We start from the raw sequence: 21,022 nt of genomic DNA, 5'->3' as shown, positions 1-21,022 counted from the left end.
CCTCTCCACGATCAAAATCAACACAATTGACCGAAAGACATCTCAACATGAACAGCAGCTTCCGCAGGCAGCGTATCCTTGTTACGGGCGGGGCCGGCTTTCTCGGCTCACACCTGATCGACCGCCTGCTTGACCGCGGTGACGAAGTGCTGTGCGTCGACAACCTGTTTACTGGCGACAAGAGCAATCTCGACCATCTCGCGGGACATCCTCGCTTTGAGTTTATGCGCCAGGACATCTGCTTCCCGCTCTATGTCGAGGTGGACCAGATCTACAATCTCGCCTGCCCGGCGAGCCCGATCCACTATCAGTTCGATCCTGTCCAGACGACGAAGGTCAGTGTCATCGGGGCGATCAATATGCTCGGCCTCGCCAAGCGCGTGAAGGCCCGGATCATGCAGGCATCAACCTCTGAGGTCTATGGCGATCCCTCGGTCCACCCGCAGCCTGAGAGCTACTGGGGCAATGTCAATACGATCGGCCCGCGCGCGTGTTACGATGAAGGCAAGCGCTGCGCCGAGACCCTGTTCTTCGACTACCACCGCCAGCATAATCTCGACATCAAGGTCGTTCGGATCTTCAACACCTATGGTCCGCGCATGCATCCCAATGACGGGCGCGTCGTGTCAAACTTCATCATCCAGGCACTGCAGGGGCAGCCCATCACCATTTATGGCGACGGCCAACAGAGCCGCTCTTTCTGCTACGTCGACGACCTCGTCGAAGGCTTCCTACGCATGATGGATACGGGAAGCGAATTCCCCGGTCCGGTCAATCTCGGCAATCCCAACGAGTTTACCATCAAAGAGCTCGCCGAGGAGGTGCTCGACTTGACTGGCTCGAAGTCGAAGCTGGTCAATAAGCCACTTCCCCAAGACGACCCACGCCAGCGTCAGCCAAATATCTCGCTGGCCCGTGAGAAACTCGATTGGGAGCCCAAGACGCAGCTGCGCGCAGGCCTGATCAAGACCATCGAGTATTTCGAAGAGCTAATCCGCAAGAATGATGCTGACGTGCCAGCGTTCCAGGTCGCCCAGTAAGCGCTGACCACGAAGGGTTTTCCAAAATGAAAATTGCGATGGTAGGGTCAGGCTATGTCGGGCTCGTATCAGGGGCGTGCTTTGCCGATTTCGGGCACGAGGTGGTCTGCATCGACAAGGATCAGAGCAAGATCGACCGGCTGCACGCCGGGATCATGCCGATCTACGAACCGGGCCTCGATGCGCTGGTCGATAGCAATGTGAAGGCCGGACGCCTGAGCTTCACCACCGATCTGGGTGAGGGGATTGCAGGAGCGGCGGCGATCTTCATCGCGGTCGGCACGCCCAGCCGCCGGGGCGATGGCCATGCCGATCTGACCTTCGTTTACGAGGTCGCCCGCGAGGTGGGCGAGAAGCTGGCGAACGACGCCGTGGTCGTCACCAAGTCGACCGTGCCAGTCGGCACCGGGGACGAGGTCGAGCGGATCATCCACGAGACCGGCACCGCTCACAAGGTCTCGGTCGTCTCCAACCCCGAGTTTTTGCGCGAAGGCGCGGCGATCGGCGATTTCAAGCGGCCTGACCGGATCGTGATCGGGGCCGAGGATGACGTCGGCCGTGAGGTTATGCGTGAGGTCTACCGCCCGCTGTTCCTCAACGAGAGCCCGATCCTGTTCACCAGCCGCCGCACCAGCGAGCTGATCAAGTATGCCGCCAACGCCTTCCTCGCGACCAAGATCACCTTCATCAACGAGATGGCGGACCTGTGCGAGAAGGTCGGCGCCAATGTGCAGGACGTCTCCCGCGGGATCGGGATGGACAAGCGCATCGGTTCCAAGTTCCTCCATGCCGGGCCAGGCTATGGCGGCTCGTGCTTCCCCAAGGATACCCTCGCCCTGCTCAAGACCGCCGAGGATTACGACAGCCCGGTGCGGATCGTCGAGGCCGTGGTCAAGGTCAATGATAGCCGCAAGCGGGCAATGGGCCGCAAGGTCGTCGACGCGCTCGGCGGGCTGGACGAAGCGCGCGGCAAGAAGGCGGCGCTGCTCGGACTGACGTTCAAGCCCAACACCGACGACATGCGCGACAGCCCGGCGATTGCGGTCGCCCAGACGCTGATGGATGCGGGCGTCGAGGTCGCTGCCTACGATCCTGAAGGCATGGAGCAGGCCCGCCCGCTGCTGCCCGGCGTGACCATGTGCGCCAATCCCTATGCTGCGATTGAAGGCGCGGATGTGGTGGTGATCGTGACGGAATGGGACGCGTTCCGCGCGCTCGATTTCAAGCGGGTAAAGGAGTTGGCGAACGCGCCCGTGCTGGTCGACTTGCGCAACATCTACAACCCCGATGATATGGCCGCCGCCGGGTTCACCTATGTGAGCGTCGGGCGGGTCTGACGACCTTGGATCATGGCGCAAGTCGCAGGTGCGCGGCTCGTCAGATTTTTCACATTAGCCATCGAGGTTGACGCATGTCTCCCAAGCCGATCCGGAAAGCCGTTTTCCCCGTTGCCGGTCTTGGCACCCGCTTCCTGCCCGCGACCAAGGTGGTGCCCAAGGAACTGCTCCCCGTCGTTGATCGTCCGCTGATCCAGTATGCGGTGGACGAAGCGCGCGAGGCGGGGATCGAAGAGAAGGTGCTTGGCTAGTTTGCTTGTCACTGGCGGCGCCGGCTTTATCGGCGGCAACTTCGTCCATTATTGGAATGCGCATCACCCTAAGGATAGCGTGATCGTGCTGGACGCGCTTACCTACGCCGGGAACCGTAAGACCCTAAGCGGCGCGAGCAATGCCGAGCTCATTGTCGGCGACATTCGTGATACAAATTTGGTCGAACGGCTGCTTCGCGAGCGCGGCATCGCGACCATTGTTCACTTCGCCGCCGAGAGCCATGTCGACCGTTCTATCAGCGGGCCGGACGCGTTTATCGACACCAATATCCTCGGCACTCACAGCCTCTTGAAGGCCGCGAATGCGGTTTGGCTGGCGGGCGACGGTAAGGAACACCGCTTCCACCATATCTCAACCGACGAGGTGTTCGGCTCGCTGGGGCCGGAAGACCCGGCCTTCAACGAGGCCACACCATACGCGCCCAACTCGCCTTACTCTGCATCTAAGGCGGCCTCAGATCACCTGGTGCGCGCTTATCATCACACTTACAGACTGCAGGTAACCACCAGCAATTGCTCGAACAATTATGGGCCCTACCAGCACCCTGAGAAGCTGATCCCACTGTTTTTGCTGAATGCGCTTCATGGCTGCACTCTGCCAATCTACGGCGATGGGATGAACGTGCGCGACTGGCTGCATGTCGAGGACCACTGCCGGGGCATTGAGGCTTGCCTTGCCAAGGGCCAACCAGGCGAGACCTATAACCTCGGGGGAAGAGCGGAGCTGCCCAACATGACCGTGATCGATGCAATCTGCCGCGAGGTGGATCGAGCATTCGAGGAAATCGATGGCCTCGCCGATCGGTTTCCTGCTGCCGCCGCGGCAAAAGGGCAAAAAACCGAAAGCCTGAAGGCCTTAGTAGCCGACCGCCCAGGCCACGACCGCCGCTATGCGATTGATGGGGCCAAGGCTTTTGCAGAACTCGGCTATGAACCGCGACAAACCTTCGATGACGGCTTGCGCCGGACACTACGCTGGTACCTGGATCACGAGGACTGGTGGAGAGGGCATTTCAGGCCCAGGAAATGACCTGCCCCTGCGTTAGCTCCCTCGATTTAGGTTCGCTCAACTGAGGTCTCACACGGGCCAGCGCCATTATCCAAACGTGGAACCCGCACCGGTCGCAAACAACGTGCTGGCCATGGTCTCGATACGCTCGCGCCAAGCAAGCTTAGCCAGCCATTCCCCGGGTATCCCGCTTGCCCCATAAAGGGCCCCGGCCAGCTGCCCTGTGATAGCCGCAGTGGTATCGGCATCCTCGCCCAGGTTTGCCGCGAGGATGACAGCCTCGGCAAAGCTGCTGGTCCGCGCGACACACCACAGCGATGCCTCAAGCGAGTGCGCGACGTAACCCGATCCGCGAATTTGGCTGCGATGCTTGCCGCGCCACGAGCCGGCCATGATGTCGGCGATCTTGCCAGCATAGTCGTCATGCCGCGGACGCAAAATGTGCGAGCGAGGTTGTCCTGCAATGGCCTCGGCAATGAGATCGGCATAGGCAACGCAAGCATCAACCGCCTCGGGTGCGGCATGGGTCGTGCGGCTCTGCCGCGCGGCTACATCGCGGAGTGTTTGGGGCTCATGCCAATGGCGCAAGGCGACAGGCGCAAGCCGCATCAAGCTGCCATTGCCCGCACTCATCGGATCATTGGAGCCTGCTACCGGGTCACCACTTGCTTTGAACCGCCGCAGGGCACCGCTCACGGTAATGCCAATATCAAAGCAGCGGCCTGTCGCAGAGTAATCACCATGCTCACGCCAGCGCACAAACCGCTGCATGAGATCGCTTTCGTCGAGGCTGCCGCAGGTAATGAGGCTGTCTGCGAGCGCCAGAGCCATTGAGGTGTCGTCGGTCCATTGTCCGGGCTTGAGGCCGAACGGTCCGCCACCGACGATGTCGGTGACCCGGGGCTTGCTGTCACGCGCCGCAAACTCGAGCGTGGTCCCCAGCGCATCCCCAGCAGCAAGGCCAAGCATAACTCCGAGCGCCCGATTGCGCTGCGCTTCGCGACTGGTATCGGGTTGCTCTTCTGACACCTCAGATAGCGCATGCACGTAGGCAAGCTGGGATGAAGTCTCGATGGCCCCCGGCCGCGCTTGCCGCACCGACGCGGCTGCCGTCTCTGGATCCATCCCAAGCTCAATCAGCAGGCGACTGGCGATGGTCCCGGCCCGGCCCAGCCCACCCTTGCAGTGGACCAGCACGTTGGCGCCTGAGCGCAGGACATCACGCAGCTGACCTCCAGCACCGTTCCAGGCATCCTCAAACGCGGAGCCCGGTGTACTGACATCCGCGATTGGCAGATGATGCCAGGCCATATGCGCATCGCGCACGGCCCCGCCCAGCTCCGCCACGCCAAGGCTTACAAGCTCGTGATCCTCGACCAGCGTGACCACCGCCGCGGCGTTCCAGCTGGCAATCGCGGCAACGTCGATGAGCAGATCGCGATCCCACGCACCGGTCAGTGCCGATGGCTGCTTCTTGCCCGGGCAAAAGGTCAGCCCAACCTTGCCCAGCCCATCGCCTGCCGAGACCTCGGCAATCTGGAGTGGGTGAGTGATGCTGGTGCGCATGCAATTGCTCCTGCTTATGGGGGGAGAACGGCGAGGCATCACCGTGGCATAGAGTGCCAAGACAGACGTAGTCTTATTCTCCAACTTCGCTTGCGAATTGTCCTTCAAGCTTGAACCACTTGACGGTTGGTTGACGCCTGCTTGACGGCGTCAACTACCGTCAACTAGGCGTCAATTGACGCCCCATTTGGGTCCATAAATCTTCCGTTTAAGCAGAGCCTTACCGCCCGCAGCATCCAGGGCATTAACCCAAGAGGGTCGCCCAGCGCCGCTGGTGCAGATTGTGGGCAGCGGCGTTCTCAACATAGCGCGCGACCACGTCGACGGTCTTCCATCCTCCCGCCTGCATGATCGCGATGTGGTCAAGCCCGGCGATCATCATGTCCTGGGCGGCGCCCACCCTCATCGAGTGACCGGACATGCTCTTCGCTTCGCTTTGCTCTTGGTCGGCGCACAGTGCTGCGCGCTTGACCAATCGGCGTATGGCAGAGGTCGAGAGCGGCTTTCCCGCTAATTTGCGCGTATGCAGCCCCTGGAACAGCGGGCCGCTGGTAATGCCAGCGGTGTCCAGCCATTCCCTCAGTACAGTCCGCGTCCGCGGAGCGAGGTAGGCCACGCGCCCTTCGCCTGACTGGTCCGTCTTCGAGCGCGGGATCAGGATCGTCGCGCAATCGCTCGACACATGCTCGACTTCCAACAGGGATAATTCGTAGCTGCGCGCCAGGCTGTCGTAGCCCACGCAGATAATCGCCGCGTTGCGCTTGCCCGCAAGATCGTCAGGGCACGCGGCAATGATCCGCTCGAGCCACTCGCGGGTCAGACCCATTGCCTGTTTTGGACGTGACCGGCTTGCGCGCATGGCGCGGCGCAGAGCGAGCCTGACCTCGCTGTGCCCGGCTGGCGAAGGCAGGTCGGCCATGCGATGCGCAAATTTCACCGCCTCGACCCGCCGCTTGACGGTCGCGAGGGCCTTACCCTGCGTCTCCTTGTCAATGAAGGCGGCGACCGTAGAAGGCAGGGCGGGAAGACAAGCGACGCTGCGCTCTTCGCACCAAGCCTGGAAAAGCTGGAGGTCGTTGCGGTAGCCGCTCAAGGTCATTTCAGCGTATGCGCCTTGGCAACGCTCAAGAATTCGATCTATGTCCATATCGCTCATCAACCTCCGGTTATGAGCGTTGAAGCTCTTTAAGGAATAGCGCAAGTGATCTCTGGAGCTCAAATAAAGGCAGCGCGTGGCCTATTGGCGGTCACCTCGCGCGAATTCGCCGCAACCGCTGGTGTCAGCTGGGCGACAATCAAGCGCTTTGAGTTATGTGCTGGCATCCCTCAATCACGAGCCGGAACACTCGAGCGCGTTAAGTCGGCGCTTGAAGCGGCAGGTATCGAATTCATCGGCGACCCCATCGCCTCACCCGGCGTGCGTTTGCGCCGACCGGTTTGAGGTGGTGAGCCGCTGATCCAAACCGGACCAATAAGCGGCGCCGACAAGTAGGAATTCTGCGCAGGCAGCCATGGTGAACCCCGTCGCAAGTATCTCTGCCCAGTTCCCCGGTGGCGCCAACAACAGGAAAGCACCTAGCACCAACACAATGCTGAGCGCCTCCATGGCGGCATAGGAGCGGAAATTGCGGAGCGACTTAGCCGGCATCTTTCAAATTTAGGGCAAGCCGCTCTCATCTGCATTTGCGGCGCTTGTGGTCGTTCGAGCTATGTCCAAGGTCGGGTCGTGGCAACCCGGCGGGCCATAGTTGCACGGCAGGTATCTGGGTCCCGTTTTGGCCCGGCTTATGGCCTTAGCTAGGTGGACAGGGGAATGGCCGCTTTGCAAAGCTGATCCAACGCCGTAATTCTCACCCTCACCCGCGCGCTTTAGAGGATCGATATGTGCTTGTCCTTTCGGAAGCTATCGGTTCTACTGTCCGTACCGATGGCTTTAGCGGGCTGCGTTACCGGTTCGGGCATGTCCGATGCTCCACAGCCACTGACGCTGGCCTTGTCCCACTCCGCGGACCGGGAGCTCACCGCAGAGTACCGCCTCCGCGAAGCGGTCACAGCGCTCCACTTCCTTCAGCATCTCGGTGGCTATCGCGCCGAGGTATGGAAGCCCATCGACAGTGCCTTCCGCTGGGTGAAGGAGGGCGATGGTGAGCGGGTTGAGCGCACCGACGGGCGCCCCTTCCAAAACGTCACGTTCACCATCTTCATCGATTACCGCGCTTTGCCCAAGAGCTACGCGCCTTTCTCGCCCTTTAGCCAAGGGGGCGCCCTCGTCCATTCAGGGCAGTTCCAAGCATGCACAGCCGCGCCTTGCGCGAAGCCAGGCCCTCTTCCCATCAGCATAGATGCGCCGGGCGAAATCGTCGGGGTTGAGGGGCGCCGCACTCAGGACCGCGACCGCTTCGTCAGTACCGATGATGGTACCAACATCTTTATCGGCACTCTTGAGCCGGTGAACGCCGATGGGTTCGTAGCGATCATAGATCCTGGTCTGCCGGTGGCTGCGCGACAGCGTCTCGACCTCTCGCTCCCTCGGGCTATTCAGGATCTTGCGGCTATCTACGGCCCACTCTCCTTCAAACCGGAACTATATGTATCGATCGACGAAGAGCCGGAGGAAGGCGGGCGGATTTCAACGCAAGGCGGCACTCTACCACGGCAGATTTTCATGCACTTCGACGGAGAGAACGCCAAGGAAAGGGTCGGCGCCGACAAGCCGTTTTGGCTGGATTGGTTCTTCGCCCATGAAGCGGCGCATCTTTTCCAGCAGGACAAGTCCGGCAAGCTGGTCGGCGAAGATCGTGTTGCGTGGATGCATGAAGGGGGCGCTGATGCCATGGCGGCACTCACGATGGTTCGACGCGGTGCGGCGGAGCGGGACTATGCACTCAACCGCAAGCGAGAGGCCGAAGCAGCTTGCGCCGCCGGTCTCGCCACGACGCCACTGAGCAGGGCTTCGGCAGAGGCCAAGTTCGATCTGCACTACCAATGCGGGCTGATCATGTGGCTTGCGCTCGATCAGGATTTGCGAACAGCGGGTAAGGATGGTCTGGCTGATTTGAACCGCGCGCTCTTTGCTGAGGTGCGTTCCGGAAAGCCGTGGAGTGAGTCGCAATTCTTCCAGCTTGCCGGCGAATTGGGTGTCTCCTCATCATTGATGACCGCGGTCAAGACGCTTGCCGGCGGCAACTCGCGCGATGCGATTGACGCTCTTGACGTGGCCGGAAAGTTGGCTGAGCGTTCTCTGGAACCTGAGTGAGGCAGGAACAGGGTCGGTTCCAGAATTTCGGCTTTCACCAGGGAGCCCGTTGAAGCTGCCTGGCAGTTATCGGAATCGCGACACTTCCCCGCTCGTGGCCGAGAATGGGTGGGAAGTTGCGATTCAGCTTTCCGGGGTTTGAGCTGTGATGGCTGCGTGCATAATGCTGAGCTGTATCGCGACAAAGGTACAGGCGAACCACAGCCAGCCGGCTTTCACACCTGTCCAATGCTGTAATAGGAAGATGGGCAGGACCCCCAAATACAAAGCTGCCCTTACCCAAATGAGCGCCGGCGTCCCTACTCGCTTTCCCAAAAGTCCCCAATCAGGATCGAAGAACTTCCATTGCCCATGCCATGCTTCAGCCCCTTGCATCGCGAGGTTAGCCGCATCGATGCCGCGCCTGTAATCACGGCTGCAAAGCATGCGAACAAATAGAACGGCTGCCACCCCGGCAACCAAGTAAGCAGACGGCTCAACAAGCGGCCGAACGGCTAACGAAAGAAAACCTGCCAACGCCAGGACCGCACCAACCGCAGCAACAATAAGACTGACGCGCCTCAGGATTTCGTCCTTCATCCGACGAACCATAGCGATGCGCAAATGGTCCGCAACGGAGGCGTTTGCACAATGTCGGCATCTGGCGAAAAACCGTAGAAGCTGCCCGGCAGGTATCAGCGTTCCGCGTCTGCCCAGCTCATGACTGCTGATGGGTGGATACCTGCATGTCCGGTTTTGCGCGCATCTTAATGATGTTGCGCTTCGTCAGGCGATAATCCGGGTGACTACCCATTTATGCTTTCCGATGAGGCGGGTCCGCTCAAATCCTAGGCGCTCGAATGTCGATAGCGCACCGTTGAACAGGAATGCGGGGGTCGCTTTCCGACCTTCTGTATCCTCAGGGTAACCTTCGATGCGACCTCCACCCAAAATCTCGATCTGTTCGATCGCGCCTTTGAGCGCCGCGAAGGCGACGCCCTTGCCGCGATAGCCCTTGCCTGAAAAGAAGCATGTGATGCGCCAGTCTGGCGGCGCTGGTTTGGTGGCGAGATATGCCCGTTCGTTGTGGATGCACGGAAGTTCAACGGGTGAACCAAACTGGCACCAGCCGACGCAGGATTCACCATCGAACACCAGCGATGCTCGCGCCCGCCCGTCTTTGACAAGCTGTTCTTTCGCCTTACGCTTCTCATCTGGTGACGCTGCTCGGTCTGCGCCGTGATACCACATGCACCAGCATCCGCCCCAAACTCCGTTGTTGGCCTCAACCAACCGGGTGAAGTCCGGCCAGGTCGATGCGTCGAGCGGTTTTGTTTCATACTTGATCATGCAACCCGGCTAGGAACCTCGTCAGTTATCGATGCCCGGACGGCCTTCCGAGGAAAGCACCGCTGAGTCGAAAACGATGTGTTCTTCAACAGCCATGCCATCCTTGATCCGAAAGCGATCAACGCCGAGGAATGTGCGGGGCTTGCCGTGAATGACGCTCGATGTTTCCCATGCGATATAGAGCATATCTCCGTGCCCCGCGCAGTCGAGCGGCGTTACTATCATGCCGGGAAACGCTGCAAGCATTCCGTCCATGTAGTCGATATACTCGGCCCCGGAGATTGTTGGGCTACCGGTGAAATGGATTTTGGCATCGGAGGAAATGATTTCCGCAACCCGTTGGCCCGATGGCGCCGCCCAGAACGATTTGAAGCGTTCATAGAACTGGGAGTGTTCCGGGGTAAGAGACCTGTCTGACATTATGCGCTCCAATTATCGATCGAAAGACGAGAAGAGATTATGTGCGCACCACACATAACGTCAAGTTGAAAATCGTGCGCGACGCACATATAGCTGCGTCATGATTGACAGAACCGCAAATCTCCTAGGGGCTGTCGGGCTTGCTGTCGCGGATCGCATCGAGGCAATCGCGCGGGCGGTTCTGAACCATTCGGGAGAAACGCCTGCCGCCTTGGTCGTTATTGGCTATGGGCTTGGTCCATCCAACGATGAATTGCGACGCATACTTCAGCTTTCCCACTCGGGCACAGTGCGGCTTATTGATCGGCTTGTCTTCGACGGCTTGGTCGAGCGTCGCCAAGGGCGCGACAAGCGTGCAATCGCTCTCCATCTCACTGAATGCGGGGCGGCGTTGCGAGAGGACCTGTTGTCGCTGAGGCTGGATGCACTCAGACCCATGTTGCTTCCTTTGTCCGAGCAAGAGCAAGCTGTCCTAGGTGGCCTTTTGGAGAAAATCCTTCCTGCGCTGGCAGCCACCGACATTGATCGATGCACGACATGCCGTTTATGCGACGACCGTGTTTGCTTCGATTGCCCGATCCCGGCTGACTTCAAGAATTTACTGCCGGCCGCTTGATTGGCAGCTTCCGATGAAAGTCGAAGCCGTCTTTACCGTCAGAAACGGGGTCGGTTCGAGAATTTCCGTTTTCGGTGAGAAATCCGAGGAAGCTGATCGGCAGGTTGTCGCGTCGCGCATGTACGCTGCTTATGACGGGAGATGGGTGGTTTTGCGCCTGTCAGCTTTTTGGAAGCCTCTAGTCGCGACGAAACTAGTATTGAGTTGTTCATGGAAGCCGGGTTTGCGCCAAGCGCACTGCGAAGATCTCGCGGGCCAGAGCTTGGATGTCACCAGAACTGACGGTTTGCAGTTCTGCCGCCGCGCTTCGCCAAATCTCAATGGCCCCTGAGCGCGATGACAGCTGGGCAGCCTGAAAAGCCCACATGCGATCCTGATTATAGCTCTCTGCCACCCCGTCCACCATCAAGCCCCGTATGGTCTCCAGAAGCTGAGGATCAGGGCCAGACGCCGCCAAGCCCTCGGCGACCTTGCTTATCGCGGCGAGCACGCTTTCGGCTTGCGCGGCAGGGACGGTTGCCGCCGCCGCGATGATCGGTTGGCCTTTATGTTCAATGAGTTCTATGCGTGCAACGTTCGGAGCATAAACCGTGCCGTTCTGCGCGAGCTCAGCGTAAAGCATTCGCGCAAACAGAGCTGTGAGCATTTCCTGCGCCGCCCGTTCGCGACCGTTGGCGGGCTCCTTTATCGTCCAGGCCGCCCCGACATGGGTCTGACCTCCGGTTGCCGGGATCATGTCGAGGTTCAGGGTGGCAAGTTTATCGTGATTGGCCGGACCTGCAGCAGCTCGCTTTGCTTTTCGGCGTTGGTCTTGGCCGAAGGTCGAGGCAAATAGTGCAATCACATCAGCCGCGTTCATGTTGCCCGCAACAGCGGCATCTATCCTGCCTTGTGTGAGCACGGGACGAAGATAGGCCGAAGCACGAGCCATGCTTGCAGGGGACGCACAGGGCTCCTCGTTAGCGGCAGAGCGGATTTCTTTGCCAGAAGCTGCGCGCCCCTCGATCTCGCGGGTCAACGCAACCAAAGGATCTTGGCTTGACGCGCTCAACGCATCCCGAGCCCGACCTGCTGCGACTTTCTCGCCGCTGTCCCTGAAGCCCGGGCTAGACATGATCGAGAACAGATACAGCAGGGCAACGGCAGCATCCTCAATCCTTGCCGAAACCCCGGTCCTGATACCGTCGGACGTCATCTCGAACGGTGATGAACGAATATCCTTCCCCCAAAGCGCGTCGCGGCGATCCCGCTCTGACCGCATTGTGGTGCCGCCAGCATTCACGAAATGAGGAAGAACCAGAACATCGCAAAGCGTCAGTTTTCTGCGTGCCTCTGGTGCGCTCGCGCGAACCTCGATTTCAAGGTATTTCCCCTGATGCTCGCGCTTGACGAGACGCAGCGTCGAGCCATTCGCGAACACCAGCGTGCGAATGCCGTCATCAGTGCGCTTATCGGACACGATCCTTCCCGGCTTTTGGCTGAGAACCTGCTGCTCAGGTCCTGCGGCGCCGTCTCCCGGTGCTTCGACCGATCTGGGCGTGTGGGTTTCCACAAAGGCTGCCAAATCCCTCGACTGGCCAGCGCTCCCTTCGTCCGTAAATCCTTCGATCCGTGTCTGTATGGGCGCGAATGCCGCGGCTTGTCGCCAAACCTCGTTGAAATCAGCCAGCGTCAGATTCATGAGGAGACGCCGCTCTTGTTCCAACGCCTCTGCATCGGACTGAAGTTCGAACCCGCGGTTGAGGCTGTCGCTCATGCCCGCGGACACGCTGCCATTGTTGTAGTATCTGGCTTGCTCATTGCGGTCGTTGATGTCTCGCAGCATGATCCGCTTGGCCGTAGCCAGCTCTTTTTCGGTAAAGCCGCCTTTCTGTGCCGCAGCCACCTGATCCAGAAGGATGGCAAGGGCGGGACGCCATTCGGAGGAAAGAGGGGTAAGCTGCCAGATGAGGACGCGGCCGTCGGCAGCGGTAGGCGCAATCGTGAAATCGGCAGTGCCAAGCCCCGCCTCGAGCGCCTGCAATTCCAGTCTGTGCGAAAGGATCAGAGCAAAGACCCTGTCCATCGTCGCTGCATCGCGGTGCGGTGTGGGCGAACCCGGATCCATCAGATAGGGGGCCGTAGCGCGAAGACTGACCAGAACAGTTCGCTGTGCAGCCATGTCGAGAGAGACTGTGTGGCGCGGAGCGGCTCCAGTCGGCCGATCCTCTGCGCTGTTTGGCGTCGTGCGGCTTGGTGCAGTACTCACGGCACGACGGGGCGCATGATCTAAAGCGGCGGGCGACCATGCGCCGAACTCGTTGGTCAGAAGCCCAGTGACGGTCGAGGGATTGACATCCCCGATGATGACGACGGTCACGTTCTCAGGTCGATAGACCCGGTTGTAGAGAGCTTGGATAGTCCCAAGATCAGCCGTCGCGACGTCCGAAGAATCGTAGCCCCACGAAATGTCCCATTCAGACGTTGGCGCGAGAACCCGGGCGCGCTGATGTAGCCTCATGGCTTCAGCCAGCCTACCCGCCATCTCATTGATGACAATCGGGCGCTGCCGTTCGACGCCCTCAGCGGAAACCGGCAAGCCGATGGCGATCCCGCCAAGATATCTCAGCGCATCTCTGATGACCGACTGATCGTTGGTCTGCGTGGTCAGAAAGTACTCGCTGGCATAGGGGGATGTGAAGGCGCCCCATTCACGTACGTCGGTGTGCTGATCGCGAAAGGTTCTTACCTCTTCCGCCGACATCCTCGAGTTGCCTTCAAGCGGAAGATGTTCAATCAGGTGAACTAGCCCATTTTCGCCCGGCCCTTCTGCCCGCCATCCGCCATCGACACGCATCCTGATCGCCACCTTGGACGTGTCTTGAAACGCTTCGCTGCGGCGAGAGATGATGATGTAGCGTAGCCCGTTCGCGAGGCGACCGGACTGAATAGCCTGCCCGGTCGATTGGCTTTCAGCAGAGAAGTGTAGCGGATCGAAATCGCTCTGCGCACGTACCTGCATTGAGACGCATATTCCCAGACCGAGGCAGGCGAGCAGAAGTATTCTCTTGAGCCCCATTCGTTCGCTCCTTGTCCAAGAGCGCCGCGTTGGATCGCGGGACTCAGTTTTGAAATCAGATATATGCCGGTTTCGGAAGCCAAAACGCAGACCTTGCGCACACGGTCGCGTCACTGCTTGTCGTTCGGCCCTTGACCTCATTCCGCGATCACTGTGGGGCAAGACAGACCACGCAGGAAACACTGCACAATTGGCGAGGCTCGATCGTCGCTGTGTTGGTCGAGCAGATCTGCCAGTGCATCGGCATCATTCAGATCGATATCCGCAAAGTTGTTGGTCTCACGGATCAGAGCCGCCAATCTGCCCGACCCATTGGGTTGGTTCGTCAGCACCTTCTCGATCTCGCGCCAGAACCGCGCACCCCAAGTATAGAATACTTGAGCCTGCCCACCATCTCCCGCGCTATAAAGCGCCTGCGATTCAAGCAGCGGCGCGCGCACCTCCGGATCGACATAATAGGCATTCAACCATCGATGATCTTCAGACGCGAGAAATTCACGGGCGGCGGTTATGGCGAAGTGGTTTGCAAGACTTTCGTTGACCCAAGCCGGCCAAGCCTGGCCTGCGGCACCGGTGATTAAATGAAAACCCTCATGAGCCGCGCTTGTGGCGATCACCACGCGCGCTTTTGCTTCTGCATCGGGGTCGCCGTCGCGTAACACGATCTGCGATATGATCGCCTCGGCACCAGCGCTTGCACTGTAGCCGGGTTCTGCATCTTCCACCGGCCTGACCCACGCCCAGTCAATCTTCGATGGTGCCGGACCGGAGACCAGATCGCGGCTCCATCTGGACCACGTGGAAAGCACGTGTTGGTGAATCTCGTCCATCCACATGTACGGGAGAGCATTGCCGAAAATTCGCAATGCAAATCCATTGCTCTCATAGTTCTGCGAAGGTTGTGTGCCGACTACCGCATAGAACGGGGGCTGATTGATCGAGGGGAAAGCGTATTCCCGCGCAACAATGCTTCCGTCCATGTTTATGAGCCGCACGGTCGCGCTTCCGCCATCGTTACCGGCTCGCAAAAGGCCGTCGCGCTCGGGCAGCACCAGAAATCCGTGCCGCCTGCTGTAAGCTGCAGAAGGCAAGTCGGCATCGATGCCCGTCGCGTCCAGATCATCAACTGCTATTGTCCACTCGAGACGTCTGCAACCCGTCGGCACACGCCAGCGACCGTCCTTCTGCAAAGCCTCTCGCCCGTCTTCGCAACGCACGTCCACGACACCCCCACCGTCCCCGTCTCGCGCTGGATAAATCGACGATGGAGCAGTCGCGAAGGCTAATGTGACCTTAGCCTCCGTGGAGCGACTAGCGTCAATCTCGATTACATAAGCATGGGGAACAGGTGCCAAGTTCGCCAATGGCATCGGCCCAGGCGTGCAGGCAGCTGTCGCGATTATCGATGTGGGGAGAAGCAATCGTCCCGGCATGGAGATCAATTTCATCGTCGCTTTCCTCATCGGGAATTGATACGATCAAGCGATAATTTTATAAATTCATGTAAAACATGAATCCAGAGGGACCCATGAAAGTCAACGAAAGATTGCGGAAATGGTGCAAGATCATGATCTTGCTCTGCTTTTTTCTCGCGATGATGGCGCCCTTGGTCACGGCCTCAATTTGGATTTGGCCTGACTGGTTCCGCACTTTGTGGGGCGTTTTTGATGGGCTGCCCTATCCCTCATCCGGCCTTTCAACCGGGCAGCGCGCAGCTGGTATTGCTCTTGGTCTGGCATCTGCAGGGGTGACGAGCTTTGCGCTGCTTCACCTCGCGGCCATTTTTCGCGAGTTTGCCGAGGACAGAGCTTTTTCCGAGCGCGCGGTCCGCAGCTTCCGGACATTCGCACTTTTCATTTTCGCGCTCGCACTTGCGGCACCGTTCATTCACGCGGTCGAAGGCGTCATTCTCAGTTGGAATGAAGGTCGCGGCGAGCGCATCTTTGCACTGACATTTCGTGCCGAGGAACTGCGCGACATTCTTTTCGCCTTCCTGCTGACGGTGTTGGCGCTCGTCTTTCAACACGGCCATTCTCTGGCTGACGAACAGGCTCACATTCTCTAGGCGATGAAGATCGTCCTAACTCTCGACGTCATGCTCGCACGGCGCAAAATGCGCTCGAAAGAGCTCGCCCAGCGGATCGGGCTGTCGGAACAGAACCTTTCGCTTATCCGGACGGGCAAGGTTCGTGGCGTGAGGTTCGAAACCTTGGCCAAGATTTGCGACGTGCTCGATTGTCAACCAGGCGACTTGCTTGAGTTCGAACGCGAAGCGGACGACGTCTGAAAAATCCGAAATGTTGCTCTGAATCGCTATGTCTGGTTTCGAGAATTTTGTTTGCGCCGAAGAATGTCCACTATGGGGTCGTTTGCAGAAGGTCTGCTATCGGCGAAAATCTCATCCAAGCTGCCCGTCCGGTATCAGGTGCGACCCGCGGTTGCCGTTCCGTTCGAACGTGGGTGGAAAAGCGAATGGCGGCTTCTAGTCTGGGACGAAGGCTGCGATCCCCGAAACCAGCCCCACAGATAGCGGTAAGTCAGGGGCTTGATAGGCCGCCAAGTTATCAGCAGGACTGTTCCCCGCGACGTCCTTCAACACGTGATTGGAATTAGGCAGGATGATCAGCGTCGCCGCTGGATTGGCCGCCTTCAAACGCTCCGCATCTGCAACCGAAACCTGAATGTCCTTGCCACCTTGCACGATCAGAATCGGCAACTGCGCTTTCCTAGCCAGATCTGCCGGATCGAGCGAGAATGTGCTGATGAGGAAACCCTGCACTGCGGGATTGAACAGCGGCGCGAGCGGCTGCGGCAGGGCGGACGCGTCTACGCGTCGGCCAGCCGCAAGCTCGTCGATTGCGGCATCGGCTGCCTCAAGAAACGGCGCATTGGCGGGATTGGCGCGAAGCTGTGACTTGATCACGTCACCCAGCGGCCTTCCCGCTGCTGCAACCAGCACCAGCCCGCACAGGTTCTCAACCTCCTGTGCAGCGGCAAGCGCCACAAGCCCTCCCTCGCTGTGGCCAATCAACCAGACACAGGGCGCTCCCGTCTTTACCCGGACGGATTTCACCCAAGCGGCGGTGTCAGCCACGTAGTCCGCCATCGTTACGGCGTTGGCATCGGGGACAGCGCCGGCACTGCCGAAAATGCCGCGCTTGTCGATGCGCACGGTGGTGATGCCCTCTGCAGCCAACCCTTGAGCAAGCAGGCGATAGCTAGCCGCGCGGATGCCCAGCGGATTGTTGCCATCCCTGTCAGTCGGTCCAGATCCGGGAATAATCAAAGCGACCGGTCCTTGCGCGCTCGAACCGCGCAGCATTGTGCCCGCCAGCGGGCCTTGCGGTCCTGCTGCCTCGATAGGCATCTCTACCGGGCCCGCCTCTGCTTTGAGGGGAACAACCAGCGCTGCAGCACCAGCCAGTGTCATAACGCGTTTGATCATGCCTTGCTCCTATTGTGCCACAGCCACCAACTGTAGAAAACGGGGACCACTACCGCGCCGCCGAGCAGCGCCATCATGGCGGCGGCGCGCCAGATGGTCGGCAACGGCGACAGGCCTGCCGCGACGATCAGGCATCCAGCACCCATCATCAACTTGCCCCCAAGACGGTGGGTGGCGATCCAGTTGTCGGTGTCGGCAAGGGTCCAGGGTGTCCGGATACCGACGAAGAAGCTCGGTCGCGATTTGGGCAAGCTGTTGCCGATCATCACCAGCAGCGCGCCCAGTCCGACCTGAAGCAGGTCAGGGCCAAGCGCCCAGCGCAAAGCTGGCGCGGCGATTATGACCTGAAGATAGACCATCAGCAGCATGGTCCCGATCCACACCGATCGCAGCAGCGGCGCCGAAGCTTCGAGCCGCTCCTGCAAAGGCTCCAGTCGAGGGATCGCTGCAAACAGTGCGCCTATCAGGACGGACACGCCTGCTGGCCACAACAGGGCCGTGGCTGCCGGCGCATAGCCATCCGCTTCACCCGCCAAATTCCAGTGGATCGGGAGCTCGGCCCCCTGATCGAGGCCTGCGGCCACCCACAACCCAAACCCGGCCATCGTCGCTGCGATCCCCAGATTGGCGAAGAACAGACCCCGCACTTTCATGCCGTGTCCCCGGCTTTGCCCTGATGGTCAGCCTCGCCGCTGCCGATCCCGACGCGCCCCATGAACCCCAGCAGCGCCTCTTCGAGCGTGGAGAGGTTGAGCGTGTACGTGATTGAACCGCTTCGGTTTTCACCCCGGATCAGACCGGCTGCCTTCAGCTTGGCAAAGTGCCCGGACATTGTGGGCTTTGATACCGGAAATTGGTCAGCAATCTCGCCGGCAGTCATGCCCCCGAGCTTGAGCATCTCAAGTACTTCACGGCGGATCGGATGGGCAAGAGCGTCAAATATGTCACTCATCGTCATTTAGCTAAATAGCGAAATAGATTCAGTCAATGGCCGTTTCCGGGATCGATTGCAGAATATCGGCTTTCGGCTTAAGCAAGGAGTTAGCTGCCCGGCTGGTGTCAGGGGCGCGCGTGATGTCCGCGGATGACCGCTAATGGGTGGTTTTCTGCCGTCTCGCCATCGCCGCCGAGGCTCAACGCCACTGCTTCGGCAACCTTGATTCCATCCACCGCTGCTGACAGAATTCCCCCGGCATAGCCTGCTCCCTCACCTGCAGGAAAAAGCCCCGCTGTGTTCAAGCTCTGAAAATCCTTACCGCGGGTGAAGCGGATTGGTGAAGACGTGCGCGTTTCGACGCCGGTCATCAGCACGTCGGGGTGATCGTAACCGGGGATCTGTCGACCAAAAACGGGCAGCGCCTCACGCATCGCAGTTACCGCGAAGTCCGGCAGGCATTGCGCCAAGTCCGTCAAATGAACGCCGGGCTTGTAGGACGGCGTTACCGAGCCGAGCGCTTCGGAGGGGCGCCCTACAAGAAAATCGCCCAGCCTCTGGGCCGGGGCTTTGTAGCTCGACCCGCCGGCAACATAGGCCAACGACTCCCAATGACGTTGCAGCGCGATCCCTGCCAAGGGATCGCCGGGAAAGTCGCGCTCCGGATCAATCGCGACGACCAGGCCAGAGTTCGCATTACGCTCGTTGCGAGAATACTGGCTCATGCCGTTGGTGGCGACACGGCCTTCCTCGGATGTCGCAGCCACAACGGTGCCGCCGGGACACATGCAGAAACTGTAGACCGTCCGATCATTCTTGCAGTGGTGCGAGATGTGATACTCGGCGGCGCCGAGGATCTTGTTGCCAGCGTCGATGCCGAACCGCGACTTGTCGATCCACGATTGCGGGTGTTCGATCCTGACCCCGATCGAAAACGGCTTGGCTTCGACATAGACCCCGGCCGCATGAAGCATCGCAAACGTGTCGCGCGCACTATGGCCAATAGCGAGCACGACATGGTCCGCTTCCAGATACTCACCCGTGCTCAGATAAACGCCGCGAACGCGGCGATCGCCTTGGGCATCGGTCGTGATGTCGATGCCATCGACCCGGTTCGAAAAGCGATATTCACCGCCGAGCGCCTCGATGCTTTTGCGCATGCTCTCGACCATCGTCACCAGCCGGAAGGTGCCGATATGGGGGTGCGCCTCGGTCAGGATCTCGGAAGGTGCTCCGGCTTTCACGAATTCGGTCAGAACCTTGCGGTCGCGATTATTCGGATCCTTGATCCGGCTGTAGAGCTTCCCATCGGAAAAGGTGCCCGCTCCGCCCTCACCGAACTGGGCGTTTGATTCCGGATTGAGCACCCCCTGCCGCCACAGTCCCCACGTGTCCTTAGTCCGCTCGCGAACCACCTTGCCCCGGTCGAGGATGATCGGGCGAAACCCCATCTGGGCCAAGATAAGACCAGCAAACAGCCCGCATGGCCCGGCGCCGATCACGAGAGGCCGCTTGGACGTACCTCCTTCGGGTGCTCTGGCCACCAGATGGTAGCGCGGGTCGGGGGTGGGCAGGACCTTACGATCCTTGCGAAAGCGCTGAAGCACCGCTGCCTCGTTCTTCACATTCACGTCGACCGAATAAACCAGCTGGATGTTGTTCTTGTCGCGCGCATCGTGGCCGCGGCGCGCGACGACAAAGCGGACCAGATCGCGCGGGGTAATCCTGAGCCGCTTGCAGATGGCGGCAGGCAAGGCCTCGTCCGGATGATGGAGCGGCAGGGTCAATTCGGTGATGCGCAGCATGGCGCAGCATTAGAGAGGGATAGCGCGGAATGCCAATCGCTGATGCGCAGGGTCGTTAAATCAGGCTGGCATCTCCATCTATCGAGTGCGCCTGATACACAGGTATTCAACCAAGCGCTTTGGCCATAGACAACCAGCCGTCGTCACCAAGAGAGACCATATCATTGTCGAAAATTGTCAATGGCGCCAGCCTCAAGCCACGATCCGGAGCGCGGCCCAAGAAGATCGTTCTGCTGCTTCACGGCTTCGGGTCGAGCGGAACCGACATGATTGCGCTCGCACCTCAGTGGCAGGACGCGCTTCCTGATACACTGTTCCTCGCACCCCATGCGCCTCAGCGGTGCGGAATGATGGGGGCGGGCTATCAGTGGTGGGGGCTGTCCGGATTTGCGCCATCAGCTCTGGCGGCAGGTGCAGCATCGGCGGCTCCGGCCATCGACGCCTTTATCGACCGCAAGCTGGCAGAATATGAACTGACTGAGGCGGACCTGGCGCTGGTTGGCTTTAGCCAAGGCACGATGATGGCGCTCCATATCGGGCTGCGCCGACCACGAACTATCGCCGCCGTGGTGGGCTATTCAGGGATGCTCACCGGAACAACAGGACTTGCGCACTCTGAATTCTCGAAGCCGCCGGTGTTGCTGGTCCACGGAACGGCTGACCCGGTCGTACCGATCGCGGCGCTGCATATGGCGGAAAGCGAGCTAAAGCGGCTGGGTGTCGAGGTCACGACGCACGTTTCCTATGGAATACCTCACACCGTTGATCCCGTTGGCTTGCGCCTTGGAAGGGATTTTGTGGTCGATGCTTTTGATCGCTCGTCTTGACCGTTTTTCAATAGGAAGCTTGTCCAAACTGCCGGCTGCGACCCGCCCGGTTGGTGCTGCAATGCGGCGCCCAGAAGTGAGCCATAGGCCAAGGAAGTCTCATGCTTT

At 59.8% G+C, this 21,022-nt stretch carries 19 protein-coding genes and 1 pseudogene; 9 read left to right on the top strand and 11 right to left on the bottom strand.

Annotated elements, in window-relative coordinates; all coding sequences use genetic code 11:
* The first annotated feature begins 47 nt into the window (after positions 1 to 47).
* From GVM20_RS00380 to rfbB, 4 genes and pseudogenes are all read left to right on the top strand, one after another.
* Entirely contained in the window at positions 48 to 1,040 is a 993-nt protein-coding gene (locus tag GVM20_RS00380; RefSeq protein ID WP_166545326.1) for a UDP-glucuronic acid decarboxylase family protein, read from the top strand.
* Between the two features lie 26 nt (positions 1,041 to 1,066).
* Entirely contained in the window at positions 1,067 to 2,377 is a 1,311-nt protein-coding gene (locus GVM20_RS00375; protein WP_166545325.1) for a UDP-glucose dehydrogenase family protein, read from the top strand.
* A 74-nt stretch (positions 2,378 to 2,451) separates the two neighbouring features.
* Positions 2,452 to 2,619: pseudogene (locus GVM20_RS00370) on the top strand (sugar phosphate nucleotidyltransferase); the annotation flags it as partial.
* Between the two features lies 1 nt (position 2,620).
* Positions 2,621 to 3,679, top strand: a complete 1,059-nt coding sequence (gene rfbB, locus GVM20_RS00365; RefSeq protein ID WP_166545324.1) for a dTDP-glucose 4,6-dehydratase — start codon at positions 2,621 to 2,623, stop codon at positions 3,677 to 3,679.
* A 66-nt stretch (positions 3,680 to 3,745) separates the two neighbouring features.
* On the opposite strand, the gene GVM20_RS00360 is transcribed toward rfbB, so the two are convergent.
* Entirely contained in the window at positions 3,746 to 5,284 is a 1,539-nt protein-coding gene (locus GVM20_RS00360; RefSeq protein WP_234031771.1) for an ADP-ribosylglycohydrolase family protein, read from the bottom strand.
* 184 nt (positions 5,285 to 5,468) lie between these two features.
* Positions 5,469 to 6,380, bottom strand: coding sequence for a tyrosine-type recombinase/integrase (locus tag GVM20_RS00355; RefSeq protein WP_166545323.1), 912 nt, complete (start codon positions 6,378 to 6,380; stop codon positions 5,469 to 5,471).
* Between the two features lie 804 nt (positions 6,381 to 7,184).
* Here GVM20_RS00355 and GVM20_RS00350 point away from each other — a divergent pair.
* On the top strand, positions 7,185 to 8,480 hold the full coding sequence (locus GVM20_RS00350) for a hypothetical protein (protein ID WP_166545322.1): 1,296 nt from the start codon (positions 7,185 to 7,187) through the stop codon (positions 8,478 to 8,480).
* A 123-nt stretch (positions 8,481 to 8,603) separates the two neighbouring features.
* Here the strand turns inward: GVM20_RS00350 and GVM20_RS00345 are convergent, their stop codons facing one another.
* From GVM20_RS00345 to GVM20_RS00335, 3 genes are all read right to left on the bottom strand, one after another.
* Positions 8,604 to 9,059: a hypothetical protein gene (locus tag GVM20_RS00345; RefSeq protein WP_166545321.1), complete on the bottom strand. Its 456-nt coding sequence runs from the start codon at positions 9,057 to 9,059 to the stop codon at positions 8,604 to 8,606.
* A 186-nt stretch (positions 9,060 to 9,245) separates the two neighbouring features.
* The gene (locus GVM20_RS00340) at positions 9,246 to 9,809 is read right to left on the bottom strand and encodes a GNAT family N-acetyltransferase (protein ID WP_166545320.1); all 564 of its coding nucleotides are present in this window, start codon (positions 9,807 to 9,809) and stop codon (positions 9,246 to 9,248) included.
* A gap of 21 nt (positions 9,810 to 9,830) precedes the next feature.
* Positions 9,831 to 10,229 carry a nuclear transport factor 2 family protein gene (locus GVM20_RS00335; RefSeq protein WP_166545319.1) on the bottom strand — a complete coding sequence of 133 codons (399 nt, stop codon included), beginning with the start codon at positions 10,227 to 10,229 and terminating at the stop codon, positions 9,831 to 9,833.
* Positions 10,230 to 10,329: 100 nt separating this feature from the next.
* Between GVM20_RS00335 and GVM20_RS00330 the strand changes: the two genes are divergently transcribed.
* Positions 10,330 to 10,845 (top strand): MarR family winged helix-turn-helix transcriptional regulator, encoded by a 516-nt coding sequence (locus GVM20_RS00330; protein ID WP_166545318.1) that lies wholly within the window; start codon positions 10,330 to 10,332, stop codon positions 10,843 to 10,845.
* 208 nt (positions 10,846 to 11,053) lie between these two features.
* Here the strand turns inward: GVM20_RS00330 and GVM20_RS00325 are convergent, their stop codons facing one another.
* On the bottom strand, positions 11,054 to 13,903 hold the full coding sequence (locus GVM20_RS00325) for a M16 family metallopeptidase (protein WP_166545317.1): 2,850 nt from the start codon (positions 13,901 to 13,903) through the stop codon (positions 11,054 to 11,056).
* Between the two features lie 137 nt (positions 13,904 to 14,040).
* Positions 14,041 to 15,351 carry a hypothetical protein gene (locus tag GVM20_RS00320; RefSeq protein WP_166545316.1) on the bottom strand — a complete coding sequence of 437 codons (1,311 nt, stop codon included), beginning with the start codon at positions 15,349 to 15,351 and terminating at the stop codon, positions 14,041 to 14,043.
* 80 nt (positions 15,352 to 15,431) lie between these two features.
* On the opposite strand from GVM20_RS00320, the gene GVM20_RS00315 reads away from it, so the two are divergent.
* Positions 15,432 to 15,968, top strand: coding sequence for a DUF2975 domain-containing protein (locus tag GVM20_RS00315; protein ID WP_166545315.1), 537 nt, complete (start codon positions 15,432 to 15,434; stop codon positions 15,966 to 15,968).
* A 3-nt stretch (positions 15,969 to 15,971) separates the two neighbouring features.
* Positions 15,972 to 16,190 (top strand): helix-turn-helix domain-containing protein, encoded by a 219-nt coding sequence (locus tag GVM20_RS00310; RefSeq protein WP_166545314.1) that lies wholly within the window; start codon positions 15,972 to 15,974, stop codon positions 16,188 to 16,190.
* 195 nt (positions 16,191 to 16,385) lie between these two features.
* Here the strand turns inward: GVM20_RS00310 and GVM20_RS00305 are convergent, their stop codons facing one another.
* From GVM20_RS00305 to GVM20_RS00290, 4 genes are all read right to left on the bottom strand, one after another.
* Positions 16,386 to 17,348 (bottom strand): alpha/beta hydrolase, encoded by a 963-nt coding sequence (locus GVM20_RS00305; protein WP_166545313.1) that lies wholly within the window; start codon positions 17,346 to 17,348, stop codon positions 16,386 to 16,388.
* Positions 17,345 to 18,001 (bottom strand): SdpI family protein, encoded by a 657-nt coding sequence (locus tag GVM20_RS00300; protein WP_166545312.1) that lies wholly within the window; start codon positions 17,999 to 18,001, stop codon positions 17,345 to 17,347. Before GVM20_RS00300 ends, GVM20_RS00305 begins: the two co-directional genes overlap by 4 nt.
* The gene (locus GVM20_RS00295) at positions 17,998 to 18,306 is read right to left on the bottom strand and encodes a metalloregulator ArsR/SmtB family transcription factor (protein ID WP_353653079.1); all 309 of its coding nucleotides are present in this window, start codon (positions 18,304 to 18,306) and stop codon (positions 17,998 to 18,000) included. Before GVM20_RS00295 ends, GVM20_RS00300 begins: the two co-directional genes overlap by 4 nt.
* 101 nt (positions 18,307 to 18,407) lie before the next feature.
* The gene (locus GVM20_RS00290) at positions 18,408 to 20,087 is read right to left on the bottom strand and encodes an NAD(P)/FAD-dependent oxidoreductase (RefSeq protein WP_166545311.1); all 1,680 of its coding nucleotides are present in this window, start codon (positions 20,085 to 20,087) and stop codon (positions 18,408 to 18,410) included.
* Positions 20,088 to 20,251: 164 nt separating this feature from the next.
* Here GVM20_RS00290 and GVM20_RS00285 point away from each other — a divergent pair, with 164 nt between their 5' ends.
* Positions 20,252 to 20,914 carry an alpha/beta hydrolase gene (locus GVM20_RS00285; RefSeq protein ID WP_199799377.1) on the top strand — a complete coding sequence of 221 codons (663 nt, stop codon included), beginning with the start codon at positions 20,252 to 20,254 and terminating at the stop codon, positions 20,912 to 20,914.
* The last annotated feature ends 108 nt before the right edge of the window (positions 20,915 to 21,022 follow it).

It is taken from the genome of Porphyrobacter sp. SLTP (assembly GCF_009905735.1).
GTDB lineage: Bacteria > Pseudomonadota > Alphaproteobacteria > Sphingomonadales > Sphingomonadaceae > Erythrobacter.
This window is presented reverse-complemented; position numbering and strand designations above follow the sequence as displayed.

Excerpts from the sequence above, each read along its gene's own strand:
- GVM20_RS00340 (WP_166545320.1), bottom strand. The coding sequence starts at position 9,809 with ATGATCAAGTATGAAACAAAACCGCTCGACGCATCGACCTGGCCGGAC.
- GVM20_RS00305 (WP_166545313.1), bottom strand. The coding sequence starts at position 17,348 with ATGATCAAACGCGTTATGACACTGGCTGGTGCTGCAGCGCTGGTTGTT.
- GVM20_RS00355 (WP_166545323.1), bottom strand. The coding sequence starts at position 6,380 with ATGAGCGATATGGACATAGATCGAATTCTTGAGCGTTGCCAAGGCGCA.
- GVM20_RS00310 (WP_166545314.1), top strand. The coding sequence starts at position 15,972 with ATGAAGATCGTCCTAACTCTCGACGTCATGCTCGCACGGCGCAAAATG.
- GVM20_RS00375 (WP_166545325.1), top strand. The coding sequence starts at position 1,067 with ATGAAAATTGCGATGGTAGGGTCAGGCTATGTCGGGCTCGTATCAGGG.
- GVM20_RS00300 (WP_166545312.1), bottom strand. The coding sequence starts at position 18,001 with ATGAAAGTGCGGGGTCTGTTCTTCGCCAATCTGGGGATCGCAGCGACG.
- GVM20_RS00320 (WP_166545316.1), bottom strand. The coding sequence starts at position 15,351 with ATGAAATTGATCTCCATGCCGGGACGATTGCTTCTCCCCACATCGATA.
- GVM20_RS00295 (WP_353653079.1), bottom strand. The coding sequence starts at position 18,306 with ATGACGATGAGTGACATATTTGACGCTCTTGCCCATCCGATCCGCCGT.
- GVM20_RS00325 (WP_166545317.1), bottom strand. The coding sequence starts at position 13,903 with ATGGGGCTCAAGAGAATACTTCTGCTCGCCTGCCTCGGTCTGGGAATA.
- GVM20_RS00345 (WP_166545321.1), bottom strand. The coding sequence starts at position 9,059 with ATGAAGGACGAAATCCTGAGGCGCGTCAGTCTTATTGTTGCTGCGGTT.
- GVM20_RS00335 (WP_166545319.1), bottom strand. The coding sequence starts at position 10,229 with ATGTCAGACAGGTCTCTTACCCCGGAACACTCCCAGTTCTATGAACGC.
- GVM20_RS00330 (WP_166545318.1), top strand. The coding sequence starts at position 10,330 with ATGATTGACAGAACCGCAAATCTCCTAGGGGCTGTCGGGCTTGCTGTC.
- GVM20_RS00350 (WP_166545322.1), top strand. The coding sequence starts at position 7,185 with ATGTCCGATGCTCCACAGCCACTGACGCTGGCCTTGTCCCACTCCGCG.
- GVM20_RS00380 (WP_166545326.1), top strand. The coding sequence starts at position 48 with ATGAACAGCAGCTTCCGCAGGCAGCGTATCCTTGTTACGGGCGGGGCC.
- GVM20_RS00290 (WP_166545311.1), bottom strand. The coding sequence starts at position 20,087 with ATGCTGCGCATCACCGAATTGACCCTGCCGCTCCATCATCCGGACGAG.
- GVM20_RS00315 (WP_166545315.1), top strand. The coding sequence starts at position 15,432 with ATGAAAGTCAACGAAAGATTGCGGAAATGGTGCAAGATCATGATCTTG.